Origin of the sequence: Novosphingobium sp. LASN5T (genome assembly GCF_003856955.1) — a bacterium.
GTDB lineage: Bacteria > Pseudomonadota > Alphaproteobacteria > Sphingomonadales > Sphingomonadaceae > Novosphingobium.
Map to the genome: position 1 here is coordinate 1 of NZ_RQSI01000022.1, position 14,807 is coordinate 14,807.

Annotated in this window: 13 protein-coding genes; 9 read left to right on the plus strand and 4 right to left on the minus strand. The window is 66.4% G+C overall.

Translation table 11 applies throughout. From position 1 onward, the window contains the following. The 3 genes from EH199_RS14760 to EH199_RS14770 all read left to right on the plus strand — a co-directional run. Positions 1-485, plus strand: a 485-nt coding sequence (locus tag EH199_RS14760) for an exodeoxyribonuclease VII large subunit (RefSeq protein WP_305036971.1), incomplete at its 5' end; no start/stop codon positions are given. A gap of 27 nt (positions 486-512) precedes the next feature. Beyond that, positions 513-716 (plus strand): DUF2093 domain-containing protein, encoded by a 204-nt coding sequence (locus EH199_RS14765; protein ID WP_124810069.1) that lies wholly within the window; start codon positions 513-515, stop codon positions 714-716. Positions 717-729: 13 nt separating this feature from the next. Then, positions 730-1,689 (plus strand): M23 family metallopeptidase, encoded by a 960-nt coding sequence (locus EH199_RS14770; RefSeq protein ID WP_223806698.1) that lies wholly within the window; start codon positions 730-732, stop codon positions 1,687-1,689. A gap of 10 nt (positions 1,690-1,699) precedes the next feature. Here the strand turns inward: EH199_RS14770 and EH199_RS14775 are convergent, their stop codons facing one another. Continuing rightward, entirely contained in the window at positions 1,700-2,269 is a 570-nt protein-coding gene (locus tag EH199_RS14775) for a hypothetical protein (RefSeq protein ID WP_124810070.1), read from the minus strand. 301 nt (positions 2,270-2,570) lie between these two features. Between EH199_RS14775 and EH199_RS14780 the strand changes: the two genes are divergently transcribed. From EH199_RS14780 to EH199_RS14805, 6 genes are all read left to right on the plus strand, one after another. Then, complete coding sequence (locus EH199_RS14780; RefSeq protein WP_124810071.1) at positions 2,571-5,672, plus strand: TonB-dependent receptor domain-containing protein; 3,102 nt, start codon at positions 2,571-2,573, stop codon at positions 5,670-5,672. A 103-nt stretch (positions 5,673-5,775) separates the two neighbouring features. Further along, on the plus strand, positions 5,776-7,362 hold the full coding sequence (locus EH199_RS14785) for a tetratricopeptide repeat protein (protein WP_124810072.1): 1,587 nt from the start codon (positions 5,776-5,778) through the stop codon (positions 7,360-7,362). Beyond that, positions 7,259-7,825 (plus strand): sulfotransferase, encoded by a 567-nt coding sequence (locus EH199_RS24985; RefSeq protein ID WP_124810073.1) that lies wholly within the window; start codon positions 7,259-7,261, stop codon positions 7,823-7,825. Before EH199_RS14785 ends, EH199_RS24985 begins: the two co-directional genes overlap by 104 nt. Then, positions 7,792-8,994 (plus strand): aspartyl/asparaginyl beta-hydroxylase domain-containing protein, encoded by a 1,203-nt coding sequence (locus tag EH199_RS14795; protein WP_124810074.1) that lies wholly within the window; start codon positions 7,792-7,794, stop codon positions 8,992-8,994. The genes EH199_RS24985 and EH199_RS14795 overlap by 34 nt, the downstream gene beginning before the upstream one ends. 11 nt (positions 8,995-9,005) lie before the next feature. Next, on the plus strand, positions 9,006-10,481 hold the full coding sequence (locus tag EH199_RS14800) for a tetratricopeptide repeat protein (protein WP_124810075.1): 1,476 nt from the start codon (positions 9,006-9,008) through the stop codon (positions 10,479-10,481). 66 nt (positions 10,482-10,547) lie between these two features. After that, positions 10,548-10,790 carry a hypothetical protein gene (locus tag EH199_RS14805; protein WP_124810076.1) on the plus strand — a complete coding sequence of 81 codons (243 nt, stop codon included), beginning with the start codon at positions 10,548-10,550 and terminating at the stop codon, positions 10,788-10,790. A 49-nt stretch (positions 10,791-10,839) separates the two neighbouring features. On the opposite strand, the gene EH199_RS14810 is transcribed toward EH199_RS14805, so the two are convergent. Genes EH199_RS14810 through EH199_RS14820 form a run of 3 tightly spaced genes read right to left on the minus strand, consistent with a single transcriptional unit; the run spans position 10,840 to position 14,796 of the window. Beyond that, on the minus strand, positions 10,840-12,684 hold the full coding sequence (locus tag EH199_RS14810; protein WP_223806699.1) for a hypothetical protein: 1,845 nt from the start codon (positions 12,682-12,684) through the stop codon (positions 10,840-10,842). Further along, positions 12,681-13,094 carry a GtrA family protein gene (locus EH199_RS14815; protein ID WP_124810077.1) on the minus strand — a complete coding sequence of 138 codons (414 nt, stop codon included), beginning with the start codon at positions 13,092-13,094 and terminating at the stop codon, positions 12,681-12,683. The genes EH199_RS14810 and EH199_RS14815 overlap by 4 nt, the downstream gene beginning before the upstream one ends. 58 nt (positions 13,095-13,152) lie before the next feature. Beyond that, positions 13,153-14,796, minus strand: coding sequence for an NAD(P)/FAD-dependent oxidoreductase (locus EH199_RS14820; protein ID WP_124810078.1), 1,644 nt, complete (start codon positions 14,794-14,796; stop codon positions 13,153-13,155). Between the last annotated feature and the right edge of the window lie 11 nt (positions 14,797-14,807).

Below are 14,807 nucleotides of genomic sequence, written 5' to 3' on the forward strand. Positions count from 1 at the left end.
GGCTCGACGATCTGGGCGAGCGCCTGCGCCGCGCGCTGGGGCACCGCACCGAACTGGCGGGGGCCGCGCTTGCTCGCCACGCCGGGGCCTTGCGCCCCGCGTTGCTCACCCGCCGGCTCGATCGCGAGCGCGAACGGCTGGCCGTGCTCCGCTTCGCGCCGGAACGCCTGCTGCAGCGGATCGAGGTGGCGCGCGGCCGTGTCGACGCGCTGGAGCGGCTGCGGCTGCAACTGGACCCGAAGGCGCCGCTGCGCCGTGGCTATGTGCTGGTGACGGACGCGGCCGGCCACCTCGTCAAGACGCGCGCGGCGGCGGCGGGCGAGCCCGTGCTGCGCTTGCAATTCGTGGACGGCGCGCTGGATGTGGCGACGGGCGACGGGCCTGCCGCTCCGCCGTCTCCGGCGCCGCAGTCCCCTCCCGCCGGACGGGCTGCCGCACGGGCGCGCCCGGCCACCGACACGGGCAACCAGCCCAAATTGCTTTGACGGCGGCATGGGGGTAGGATCGTGGCCATGCTGATGTCACCTTCCGGACGCGCCGCGCGCCTGCACTTCCTGCCCAACGGTTTCCGCCAGCTTTCGGCCGGCGATCATGTGGTCTGCGCCGTCAGCGGCGAACAGATCCCGCTCGACGTGCTGCGCTACTGGAGCGTCGAGCGCCAGGAAGCCTATGCCACGCCCGAAATCGCCACGCGCCGCTTGCTGGGCGAGGGCTGAGGCGGCGCATCCAATGCGGCGTTTGCGGGTAATGGCGCGGGCAATCGCGCGGCTGCGCGCGCTGGCTGGTGTGGGTACGCTGGGCGCGCTTGCGGTCTGCGGGGGTGCCGACGCGCAGGATCGCGCATCCCTCCTCCCCGCGACTTCCGCCGTTCCTCCTCCGGCTTCGGTCGGACCGGCCAGGTCCGCCGCGAACAGTCTCATGCTCAACGGCTTCACGCTGGCCGGCGAACTGACGCAGGGCGGGTGGCTGCGCGGTAGCGTTCCACGTGGAACGCGCGCGCTCACGCTGGACGGGCAGCCGCTGGCCTTCTCGCCGGACGGCCGCTTTCTGGCGGCGTTCGATCGCGATGCCGGCGCATCCGCTGTTCTTTCGGCGACGCTGGCGGATGGCCGGCAGGTTTCCGCGCCTCTGGCAATCGCGCCGCGCGCCTGGCAGATCGAGCATGTCGCGGTGGGCAAGCGGCCCGGCGCCGCGCCCAGCGCCGAGTTCGAGCGTCGCCGGCCGCTGGAACTGGCGCAGATCAACGCCGCGCGCGCGGTGGATACCGGGGCGCAGGGCTGGACGCAGGATTTCGTCTGGCCGGTGCGCGGGCGTATTTCCGGGCGGTTCGGCTCGCAGCGTATCTATCGCGGAGAACCGGGCGCCTACCATTCCGGATTGGACATCGCGCCGGGCGGCGGCGTGCCCTTCGTCGCCCCGGCCGATGGCGTGGTGATCCTGGCGGCGCAGGCGCCTTTCACGCTGGAAGGCAACCTGCTGATGATCGATCACGGCATGGGCCTCAACAGCGCCTTCCTCCACAGCGCTCGTCTGCTGGTGAAACAGGGCGACGTGGTGCGTCAGGGACAGGTGCTGGGCCTCGTCGGCATGACCGGCCGCGCCACGGGGCCGCACCTTCACTGGAGCATCAAGTGGAAGGACCGCCGGCTCGATCCGCTGCTGTTCGTGGCGGGGGACGGCGCGCGCTGATCCTCGGGGACTACTGGACCCGGCGCATCCGGATACCCGGCTGGCCATTCACGCTGACAAAGAAGCTGCCGAGCGCACCTTTCAGAATGTAGGCTTTCTGACCGGCGCGGGGGGAAATGGCGAAGTTGCGGGTGTCGGTCTGTTCCCAGGCTCCGCCCTCGACGAAGGCGATTCTGAGAACGCCACCGCGCCCATAGCTGACCGAAGAGACTTCCGTATCGATGCGCTTGAGTTCGTCTTCAGGCGAATCAGCGCTGCCACCAAGTCCGAACAACCGCCCCACAGGCGCCGTGAAACCGAAAAGGCCTCGCTTGGCCTCCTGGATCGCGTTCTTGTCGGCGACCACGATTTCCTTGGTCTGTTCCGCCTGCTGCAGAATCGCGACCTGCCGGTCGAAGCAGGCGAGCCTGTTCGCGCTGTCCTCTATCGTGCGGCAGTCCATCAATTGCTGGAAAGCTGCCGGTTTCGCGCTTTCGGAGGGCTTTCCGTCGCGGGCCGTGACGGGCGAAATCGGACAAGCGAAAAGCGCGACCGTGGCCGCTGCCAGGGCGAGCCTTGATGAAAGCGGCATGGATTGCAAACCCCGATCCGTGGAGCGCCCACCGTGAAGCGCACGGCTGCGTTGTGCAATCATATTATCATAAGATACTGATATATAACAATATATGCTGTGAGGGGGTGTTGCAGAATGGTTACATCGGGTACAGATTTGAAACACTGAACGGCCACTTGGCTTTACTTCGCCATGCCTGTTGCGCCACGCATGCACCATCTGGCCGTGAATTTGGGCGATCACTGTGGGGATACGCTCGGGGTACCGGCTTTGAAACGCGACGGACGTGATCGACGTTCCGTCAACCTTGTTTAAGGGGCTGAACCGAATGAAAACATTTTCGATGCTGAAGGCCGGCGTTGCGCCGACCGCCTTGAGCCTTGCGCTTGTGGCCGCGCCGGCGCTGGCGCAGGACGCCGCAGCTGGCACTCCGCAAGCCGGAGCGGATGATACGGCGGCTGCCCAGCCGATCGTCGTCACCGGTTCGCGCATTGCTTCGCCCAACCTCACCTCCGTCGCGCCGATCACGGCGGTTTCGCAGGATGAATTCAAGGCGCTTGGCACGACCAAGACCGAAGACCTGCTGAACTCGCTGCCGCAGGTGTTCGCTTCGCAGTCGTCGACTCTCTCGAACGGCGCCACCGGCACCGCCACGGTCGACCTTCGCGGCCTCGGGCCGTCGCGCACCCTGGTGCTGGTGAACGGCCGCCGCCTCATGCCGGGCGATCCGAACGCGCGCAGCTCGGCCGCCGACCTTAACAACATTCCGTCGTCGCTGGTGAAGCGCGTCGACGTGCTGACCGGCGGTGCTTCTTCCACCTACGGTGCCGATGCGGTTTCGGGCGTCGTCAACTTCATCATCGATACGGATTTCGAAGGCTTCCGCGTCGACACGAACTACGGCCTCTACCAGCACAGCAACGGCAACCAGCTGATCTCGCCGCTGCTGGGCGCCCGCAACTTCCCTGATCCCAAGGGCAATGCGGCCGATGGCCAGCAATTCGACGCGACGGTTTCCTTCGGCACCAAGTTCGGTGACGATCAGGGCCACATGACGGCCTACTTCGGCTACCGCAAGGTCAACCCCGTTCTCCAGGCCAACCGTGACTACAGCGCCTGCACCATTCAGAACACCGGTGCGCGCCTGAGCTCGGGTGCTCTGAACCCGGCTGCGCCCCTGCAGTGCGGCGGTTCGGCAACCTCGAACAACGCGATTCTTTTCGCCGACCCGGGCGGCGGCCTCACCTCGACCCTGGCGTCGCTGGGCAACGGCACGGTCACGCCGGGCGCTGCCAACCGGTACAACTTCGCGCCGCTGAACTACTTCCAGCGCCCTGACGAGCGTTACACGGCCGGCGTCTTCGCCGACTACGAAATCAACCAGTCGATTCATCCGTACATGGAATTCATGTTCATGAACGACCGCACCGTGGCGCAGATCGCGCCGTCGGGCGATTTCGGCAACACCCTGACGATCAACTGCGACAACCCGCTGATGAGCGCGCAGCAGCGTTCGGTCATCTGCGCGCAGGACAACCTGATCGTTGGCAACGACGGCACCTATCCGCTGACCGCGACCAGCTATCAGTCGGTGTACGGCACCACGCCTCCCGGAGCGGTCAACTATATCGATCCGACCACGGGCGCGACCTACAACAAGGGATTCTTCCAGCTTCTGCGTCGTAACGTCGAAGGCGGTCCGCGCATCAACGACCTGACCCACACGTCGTTCCGTGGCGTCATCGGCACCAAGGGCGATCTTGGCGAAGCGTGGTCCTATGACGTGTACTACCAGTACGGTCGCACCAACTATACGCAGGTCTACAGCAACGAGTTCTCGACCTCGCGTCTCGTCAGCGCGCTTGACGCGGTTGCCGGGCCTGGCGGTACGGCGGTCTGCCGTGCGGCGCAGACTGGCGCCGATCCGAACTGCGTCCCCTACAACGTGTTCTCGGGCACGCCTTCGGCCGCGTCGATCAACTACGTCAGCTCCACCGGCTTCCAGTCGGGCTACACGTCCGAACAGGTTGCCAGCGGCTATATCTCGGGCGATCTTGGCAAGTACAACATCAAGGCGCCGTGGGCTTCGCAGGGTGTGAGCATCGTTCTCGGTGCCGAATACCGCAAGGAATCGCTGGATCTGAAGACCGACAACGCCTTCAGCACCGGCGATCTCACCGGGCAGGGCGCGCCGACGCTGCCGGTTTCGGGTTCCTACAAGGTGTCCGAGTTCTTCACCGAAGCGGAAGTTCCGCTGGTTCAGGACAGCTTCTTCTACAACCTGAGCCTGAGCGCCGGTTACCGTTATTCGCACTACTCGGTGTCGAACGGGAACAAGTACAACACCAACACCTACAAGTTTGGTGTCGACTTCGCGCCGATTTCGGACATTCGCTTCCGTGGCGCCTACAACCGCGCGGTTCGCGCTCCGAACATCCAGGAGCTGTTCGGTCCGCAGATCGTGGCGCTTGACGGCGTGACCGATCCTTGCGCGGGCAAGGTGCTGACCGCTGCCGACGTGGGTTGCCTTCTGCAGGGCCTGCGCGTTGGCCAGCGCGTCACCGCCAACCCGGCGGCGCAGTACAACGGCTTCATCGGCGGCAACCCGAACCTGCGTCCGGAAATCGCCACCACGAAGACGGCCGGTGTGGTCATTCAGCCGCACTGGGTGCGCAACCTTTCGCTGAGCGTCGATTACTATGACATCAAGGTGAAGGGCGCGATCCAGGGCTTCGGTTCGGACGCCATCCTGGCTTCGTGCGTCAACGACGTGAACGCGTTTGCTTGCGGCCTTATCCACCGCAACGCCGCGGGTTCGCTGTGGCTGACCTCGGACGGCTTCGTCCAGAACCTGCCGACCAACATCGGTGGCGTTCAGACCAAGGGCTGGGACTTCAACTTCAACTACGCGCTTGAAGTGGGCAAGATGGGCCGCGTTTCGGCCAGCCTCGTGGGCACCGCGCTGACGAGCTACAAGGTCGATAACGGGCTCACCGCGCTGTATGATTGCGCGGGCTACTACGGACCGACCTGCGGCGTGCCGCAGCCCAAGTGGCGCCACAAGGCGCGCCTCACCTGGGCGATGCCGAACGGCATCACGCTGTCGGGCCAGTGGCGCTTCTACGGCGGCGTCGACGTCGAGTACAAGAACCCGAGCGCGTCGTTGAACAGCAACTACTACAACTTCAACTCGCATATCGGTTCGCAGAGCTACTTCGATCTGTCGCTCACCGCCCGTATCGGCAACCACTACACGTGGCGCCTGGGTGCGACGAACCTGTTCGACAAGGAGCCGCCGCTGGTTACCTCGGGCTCGGGTGCGTTCGGCGCCAGCGCCTGCAGCGGTACGTACTGCAACGGCAACACCTATCCGGGCGTGTACGACTCGCTCGGACGCTACATCTACACCGGCATCACGCTGGACTTCTGATCGGTTTCCGATCCGAATGATGAGGGTGGCGGCTTCCATCGGGAAGCCGCCACCTTTTTTACGTTTATGGACAGCGTGTCCTGAAGACGGCAGGATTTGATTGATGGCAGTTTCCGCTTCGCCCCAGACATTGCAGCAGATCGCGGCGCACGCGCGGGCGGGGCGCCTCGATGCCGCGGCTACGCTGGCGGCATCCGCGTGGGTTGCCCATGCGGGAGACCCGGTTCTGGCGGGATTGGCCGGCGCCGTCGAAATGCACCGTGGCCAATATGCACGTGCGGCGGACTATCTGACCGCAGCGTTGCGCGCGCGGCCGGATGATATCGCGGCACGCGCGAACCTTGCGGAATGCCTTTTCCGTACCGGCCGGGCCGCGGAAACGCTGCAGTTGTGCGATGCTCAATCCGCGCGGGCCGATCGCTCGCTGCGGCTTGCGCGTCTGGGTGGCGCGCTTGCCCAGGAAGCCGGCGATGCGCCGCGTGCGATCGAGCTGTACAGGATCGTCGTCGCCGAACAACCCGAAGACTGGAGCACCTGGAACAACCTGGGCAATGCGCTGTCCGACGTCGGTGATCATCACGCGGCGACGGCGGCGTTGAAAAAGGCGCTGGCTCTTGCGCCGGATTCCCAGCCGATACGGGTAAACCTGGGCAATTCGTTGATGGAGGTGGGCGAGGTCAACGAGGCTGAAACCCTGTTGCGGGATGCCGCGCTGGCGGTGCCTGAGGATCCCGCGCCGCTGCTGGCGCTGCACGGCCTCTATCGGCGCGCCGGATATGACACCGCCGCGTTCGAGGCCTTGCGCGATGCCGCCGGTCGTGCGCCGCAGGATGCGGCGCTGCAAAGCGAATTCGGGCTGGAGGCCGCCCGGATCAATCTCTACGAGGATGCGGAACGCGCCTACGAAACGTCCATAGCGATCGATAACGGACATGCGCCGGCTTATGTAGGGCTTGCCTCGGTATACGAGCGCGTCAATCGCGAGGCCGATCTGGAACCGCTGCGCGCGCGCGCGATCGCGGTGGGGATCGACGGTCCGCCCATCGATTTCATCGACGCGCTGCGCCTGAAGCGCGCGGGCCGCAACGACGATGCGCTGGTTGCGCTGGAGCGTGCCGGCGATGTCGTTTCCGGCGCCTGGCGCGAGCATTTGCGCGGGCTGATGCTGGACCGCCTGGGCCGTTATGACGAGGCGTTCGAGGCGTTCGAGGCAATGAACGCCTTCTGGCGCGACGATCCCAGCGACCCCACCGGCCGTGCGGCGAAATACCGCGGCGGCGTTGCCGCCAACACGGCGATCCTGACGGCGGATTGGGTCCGCACCTGGAAGCCGTTCGATCCCGAGCCCGGTGATTATCCCGCGCCGATCTTCCTTGGCGGATTCCCGCGTTCCGGCACCACGCTGCTTGATACGATGCTGATGACCGACCCCACGACAGTGGTGCTGGAAGAGCAGCCCTTCATTGTGGAAATCGAGCAGGAACTGGGCGGGCTTGCCGGTATGGCGCAGGCGGACGCCGCGGTACTGGCGGCGGCGCGCGCGCTACTTCGAACGCGTTGCCGCGCATACCAGGCTGACGCCGGGCATGGTCATCGTCGACAAGCAGCCGCTCCATACCAATCAGGCGGCGGCGATCCACCGGCTTTTTCCCGAGGCGCGGTTCGTGCTTGCAATGCGCCACCCGTGTGATGTGCTGTTGAGCTGCTTCCTCACGAACTTCCGAACCAACAACGCGATGTCGAGCTTTCTCGATCTGCGGGATGCCGCCAGCCTCTATGACCTCACCTTCTCGCACTGGGAGAGAACGCTTGCGCTGTTCGACCTGCCTGTGCGGACGGTGGTCTACGAACGGCTGGTAGAGGATACGGCGCGCGAACTGCGTCCGCTGTTCGACTGGCTGGGCCTGGCCTGGCCGGAAGAGGGGCTCGACCACCGCGAGGCCGCGCGCGCGCGGGGCATGGTGTCGACCGCCAGTTATGCGCAAGTGGTCGAACCGGTGTACCAGCGCTCAGCGGGTCGCTGGAAGCGTTACGAGCGGCATCTGGCGCCGATCTTCGATACGATCCGGCCGTGGGTCGACCGGTTCGGCTATTCGCTGGACGACGGGCGCGTTCCCGAATGGCCGGCCTCGGCGGAGACGGCATCCGCATGATGCCTGCTGCGCCGGACCCCGGGCTTCTGGCGCAAGCCGATGCGCTTGTCCGGCAGGGCGATCTGCCTGGCGGGGCCGGCGTGCTGGAACAAGCGTTGTCCGGTGGCGGGGGGGCACCAGCGCATTGGCTGCAACTGGCCGGTCTGCGCCGGGCCATGCGTCAGCCGCGCCGTGCGCTGGATGCCGTCCAACAGGCGCTGGCGCTCGCGCCCCTGGATTTCCTGGCGCTGGTCCTGCGCGCCAGCCTGCTGGAGCAAATGGGCGATGACCACTGCGGGCAGGCCTGGGACGAAGCCTTGGCCCAGCGCCCCTCCGGCGATCTGGGAGCGACTCTGACGCCGGTCGTCACGGCCGGGGAAAAGGTCCGCGACGCATGGCTAAGGCAGCGCGAAGACATGATGCGCAACGCCATCCGGGCGCAGGAGACCGCCGCCGACGGCGATACCCTTTGGCGGATGAACCGGTTTCGCGACAACATCCTGCACAAGACGAAGGTGTTCCACAGCGAACCGACCCATTTCCACTATCCCGGGCTTGTGGAACGGGAGTTTCATCCGCGCGAACATTTTCCGTGGCTTTCGGATCTGGAAGCGGCAACGGACGCAATCCGCGAGGAAATGCGGACGGCGATGGCATCGGAACGGTCCGAACTGCTGCCTTACATCCAGTATCAGGACCATGAAGCGCTGGCGCAATGGCGGCCCCTGAACCGGAACAGGGACTGGACGGCCATCCACCTGTTGCGCCAGGGACAGGCTGTCGCGCAAAACGCCGGCCAATGCCCCGTGACGATGGAACTGCTGGGGCGCCTGCCGCAGCCGGACATCGCCGGCGCTTCTCCCAACGCGATGTTTTCGTTGCTGGCGCCCAACACGGCCATTCCCCCGCATGTGGGCGTGAACAATGCGCGCCTCGTCTGCCATCTGCCGCTGGTCGTGCCGGACGGTTGCTGGTTCCGCGTGGGTGCGGAAACGCGGTTCTGGCGCGAAGGCGAAGCCTTCGTCTTCGACGACACGATCGAGCATGAAGCGATGAATCCGTCGGATCGGCTGCGCGTCGTGCTGATCTTCGACGTCTGGCATCCCGGTTTAACCGAGCTGGAGCAAAGTGCTGTCAGTGCCGTGATCGCGACGGAGGTGGTCGATGCTCCGCGGCGCTCCGATCTGTGAGGGTTGAGGCGATGGGCGGCGGTTCAAGGCACGAGGCCGATGATCTTCTGGCGCTGGCATCGCGCGCGCTCGACAACCGGCAGGAGGCGCAGGTGGAGCCTGTGCTGGCAGCCTATGCGCGCGAACATCCGCGCGATGCCCGCGTTTTGCATTTCCTGGGCTTGCTGCGACGGGAACTCGATCGGCGCGAGGAGGCGCTGGAAGCGCTGCAGGCCGCCCGCCGCATCGCGCCCTCGGACGCGCGGCTGGCGCACGCGCTCGCGCATGTTTCGCTGGAAGCGGGGGTGCCTGCCGTGCGCCTGTTCGAGCAGGCGATTGCGCTTGCGCCCTCCGATCCGGACCTGCGCCTGGGCCTCGCGTCGGCGCGTCTGGCGGAAGGGGACGGCGACCGGGCGCTCGACGAGCTTGGCACCTTGCTTTCGGGCAATGCCGGCTGGGTGGACGGGCACCGCCAGTTCGCCCAGCTGGCCATGCTTGTCGGCCGGGCGGATTCGGCCCTGGCCAGCATCGACCGCGCGCTGACCGTTCACCCGCGGGCGGAAGTATTGCACGTGCTTGCCATCGACCTGCTTTCCGACGCGGAACGATATGCGGAGGGGCTTGGCGCGGTCGATCGGGCGCTGGGCCGGTGTGCTGCCACACCCGCCTTGCTGTTGCGCCGGGCGGCGCTGCTGGACGATCTGGGTGACCACGGCTCCGCCGCGGCCGTATTCGACCGGCTGGGGCAGGGCACGGAACCCGATCATGCCATCTGGCGCACGCGTCATCTCTTGCGGACAGGGCAGGTTGGGCAAGCCTGCGCGGAAATCGAACCATGGCTGGACAAGGCCGGTGCGGAGGCCTTCTGGCCCTACGCGTCGCTCGCGTGGCGTCTGGCAGGCGATGCGAGGGCGGAATGGCTCGAAGGCCAGCCGGGCCTGATAACGGTGCACGACCTGCCGTGCGATGCCGCCGCGATGCATTCGCTGAAGCGCGAACTGGAAATGCTGCACGCGCGGGCGGGGCGCTTCATGAACCAGTCCGTGCGCAAGGGCACCCAGACGGACGGCCCCCTGTTCGCGCGGATCGATTCCGGGATCTCGGCCTTGCGGGAAAGGGTGCGCGCCGCGGTCGCCGATCACGTGCGGGGGCTGGGGGCATCCGATCCCCGCCATCCCGTTCTGGCGCAATCACGCGAACATGACCCCCGCTTCGCCGGCAGCTGGTCCGTCCGCTTGCGCGACGCCGGGTTCCATGAAAGCCACCATCATCCGCAAGGCTGGATCAGCGGCGTGTTCTACGTCTCGCTGCCGGAAGCCTTGCCCGAGGACGATGGCTGCCTTGTTCTCGGCGAGGCTCCCGCATCTCTGAAGCTGGGTCTTGCGCCCATCAAGGTGATAAAGCCGGTGCCGGGCCGACTTGTGCTGTTTCCGTCACAGATGTGGCATTCGACACGCCCCTTTCTCACCGGCGACCGGCTAACGGTGGCATTCGACATAAAAAGGTGACATCATCGGGGCATAGCACTTCATCGCTGCCCGCGCCGGGTACGATGGATTTTGAACGGGTGTGAAATGCTGTTTACCATCATTGCCGGGACAGTTCTGACGATGACCGCACAAGCCGCCGCGGCCACACCAGCCAACGCGGACGCGGATACGGACCCGATGGTGTGTCAGAAGGTTCCGGAACTGGGCTCGCGCATAAGAGCCAAGCGTATCTGCATGCGGAAGAGCGAATGGGAAGCCCAGCGCCGGTCCGACAAGATGCTGATCGATCGGTCGCAGACGCAACAGCGGCTGGATGGCGGCGGCTAAACCGGGCCGGCGTCTTCTTTCAAGCCACCGTCCGCGCGCCGTCCTCTGATCAATCCACCACGCGCCAGAACCGCAGGTGCGAACCCGGCGCGGGATCGATCGGTTGCAGCCACGCGGGCGGCTTGCCCTTCAGCAGGCGCGCGGCGAGCCCGTCCGGGGCGGCGTCGGCGTAATACTGCGGCTCGTTGATGTCGGGACAGAGCACGACCATCGTCGCGTGGCGGCGGCGGACGATCGCGTGCGCCTGTTCGGGCGTGCCGATAAAGGCATCGATCACGTCGCGCATGGCCGCCGATCCGCGGTGGTGGCCGGTGGCGATCACGCGGTGGTGTGAATAGACCAGCAGATTGGGACCAATGTCGAGCGGCGCGAACAGGTCGGTCGGGGGCAGCCTGTCGAGCGCCCTGGCAGCCTGCGCATATTGGCAGCGGGTGACGTGGAAGGCGGTGTCCGGCTTGTCGTGGCTGGCGGGGCTCCACGCGTTCCACAGGAACACGGGCAGCGCGGGCAGCAGCACCACGGCGGCCGCGGCATAGCCCGCGATGCGCGCGGAAACGCCGCGTGTACGCAAGGCCGTGATGCCATCGCGCACCAGCGCGGCGACCGGCACGGCGGCAAAGACGCAGGCGGTGCCCGAAGCGCGCGCGACCAGCAGGCCCACGCCATAGGCGCCCAGCAGCACGAGCAGGAGATCGAGCCACAGCAGCCGTTCCGGCGCGGAGGAGGCGCGGCGCCAGTACCACGCCGTCGCGAGCAGGCCGAACAGCGGGGTGAAGATCATCGTCACCGCGTTCAGCGGCGGCATGTTCCACACCGGCAGGCCTTCCTTGACCGCGCTGTACCAGTATTTACGGACGACAGGGTCCATTTCCGCGAACGCGCCGGTGCCGCATTGCGGGGCGACCAGCAGCAACAGGCCGAGCGCGCCCGCGCCGATCACCGCCAGCGCGCCGATCTGCAGCACCAGCGGGCGCGGCGCGGCCAGGCGCAGCGCGTTGGCGCCGATGGCGCCCCAGACAAACACCGCGAGATGCACCGGCGATATCGCATCGCAATGGTTGATCGGGTCGAGCAGGCCGCGCGTGCCCAGGAACAGGGCGATCGAGCCGAGCGCCAGCGCGGTGGCGGCATGGGCCAGCCAGGCGTGGCGTTCGCCGGGATTGCGCAGGCCGCGCAGCGCGCACACGCCCAGGAACAGCGCGGCGACTGGCAACCCTTCGATCGAGATCGCCAGTTGCGCCGCCAGCGCGAGGCCGATCACCGTGCCCCCGCGCCGCGCATCGCGCGCGGTCAGGCCGTTGAAGGCCGCCAGCGCCAGCACGATCTGCCAGCCGTGGTGATCAATGCGCATCGGCATGAACTGGAACAGCACGGGGCTCGCGATCGCGCCGACCAGGCAGGCGATGCCGGCCACTTCCTGATCGAACAGCCGCACGGCGAGGCGCGCGATCAGCAGCAGCGCGCAGAGCAGCGTCAGCAACGGCACGGCGACCAGTGCGACCGTCTCTGCTCCAGCGGCACCCACCAGCGGGCGCAGCAGCAGGATCAGGCCGGCAATCGGTATATCGACCAGCCGCGACCAGTGCATCGGCACGCCTTCGGGCGCGGCGACGCGATACTGGTGGACGTCGAACCAGTTTTGCCCGCCCAGCAGATCGCGCACTTCCAGCAGCCGCAGCGCATCGTCCGGATCGGCGAAGCGCATCGTGGCGATCGCGGTGCGCGTGGCGGTGAACAGGATGACGCACAGCACGAGCCATACAAGCACGGCGCGGACCACGGTGGGCCAGCCGAAGCCGGATATGCCGCCGGCCGTCGTCCCGCCACGGATCGCGCCCGTGGTCGGTAACAGGCCCCGGCCGGGGATGGCGGCTTTGAAACCCGGTCCGTTCACCGGAAGACGACCCGCTTGCGCAGGAGCCACGTGGTGGCGAAGCTGGCGATGATGGCGGTAACCTTGGCGACGCGCGGATCGATCCCGACCGCCGTGAACGCGCCGACGATCACCGTCGTCAGCCCCAGCCCGATCAGGGCGGAAACGACGAACATGGCCTTTTGACGCGTGCGGGCGGGACCAGCCATCGCCACCTGGTCCGCGAAAACCTTGCGGCTGGACAGCAGCCAGTGGGCCGCGATGCCGAAGGTATAGCCGATGGCCGAAGCCGCAATGGCGGGAAGGCCGGCTTCGAGCAGGGCCAGGAAACATCCCATATCCACCGCCAGCGCGCCGATGCTGGCCAGCAGGTAACGCACCAGCGTGGCCTGCCGCAGGCGATGGAACAGCGGAAGCACGACCTCGGTCATCGATGGCGATCCTTCAGGCGGGCGCGGCGAACAGGACGGGGCGGTCAGGACGGGGCGATCAGGCGGCGCGGCGGCCGGGCTTGCCCGAGACGGGTGCTTCCGCGGTGGCGGGGATGCGTTCCGGCACATCGCGCACCGAAGCGAGCGCGGCGGCCTGATCCTCGCTGAGCGGCGCGCGGCCGGCGGGCAGCGCCTGCTGTTCGCCTTCGTCGCCTGCCTCGTGGTATTCGGCGTCCTCGTTCACGCACCAGATGTCATAGACACGGCGTTCGGCGATGATGTTTTCGACCGTGAGCATCGCGGTCATCATCGCGTGATCCTGGTTGTTGTAACGGTGCATCCCGTTGCGGCCCACAAGGTGCAGCGTGGGATAGGCCGCTTCCAGTTCGGCCCGCATCGCGGCGACATTGGCGGCATATTCGTCGTCATAGACCGGATAGGCCTTTTCCTGGCGCACCACCACGCCGCCGATGACCTGTTCGGGGCGGACAAGGCCAAGAATGGCCATTTCCTTCGTCGCCAGTGCGATCAGCGCCTCGTCCGACGCGGCCCAGAGGTCGTCGCCTTCGAAGCAGAAGTATTCGAGGCCGACGCAGGCGACCGATTCGTCCGGCACCATCTCGGGCGACCACGAACGGAAGTTCTGGATGCGGCCGACCTTCACCTTGCTGTCGTGGATGTAGATCCAGTTGTCGGGGAACAGGTCTTCCGAACGGATCTTCAGGGCGACGGTGAGGAAATCGCGATAGCGCAGCCGGTTGGCTTCCAGCGTGGTGGCAGGCAGCGGATGCAGGCGCGTGGCCAGTTCGCGCATCGGCGCGGAACTGATCGCATGGCGGGCGCGGATCAGCGTTTCGCCCTGCACCGTGCCATCGGCGTCGATGCGGGTGGCGGAAAGGCGCCAGCCACCCTGGCCATCGCTGGCCAGCTGCTTCATCGCGTGGCCCATCAGCACATGGCTGCCGGCGGCGATCACCTTGTCGCGCGCGGCTTCCCACATCATGCCGGGGCCGAGGCGCGGATAGCGGAACGTTTCCAGCAGGGTCTTGGTCTGCATGCCGTCATTCGGCCGCTTGTTCAGCCCCAGGCTGCGCTTGAGGCCATCAAGCACCGCGGCGCCCAGCGACAGGCCCTTGATGCGCTGGGCGGCCCAGTCGGCGCTCATCTCGTCACAGGGCATGCCCCAGACCTTCTCGGTATAGGTCTTGAAGAAGATCGAATAGAGCTTCCAGCCGAACTGGTTGGTGGTCCAGTCCTCGAAGCTTTTGACCATCTTTTTCGGGAAGGCCTTGGCCTTGGCGAAGCTGGCCATGCACAGCGTGGAGCGCACGATGCCGAGGTTCCACAGCGCCTCGAACGCACGCAGCGGATAGCTGTAGAACTTGCCCTCGTAGTAGATGCGGCTCATGCGCGGGCGCTGGATGAAATCGTCGGGCAGGATCTCGTTCCACAGGTCGACGACCTGCTTGCTTTTCGAGAAGAAGCGGTGCCCGCCAATGTCGAAGCGATAGCCGTCGTGTTCGACGGTGCGGCTGATGCCGCCGACGTAGCGCGTGTCCTTTTCGATCACGGCCACGCTGTAGCCCTGCTTGGAAAGAAGATATCCGGCGGTGAGTCCGGCGGGTCCGGCACCGATGATCGCGACATCGACATCGTATTGCTGGCTGGAACCAACCGAAGGGCACCCTACGTTAACCATCATATTTCCCCGTC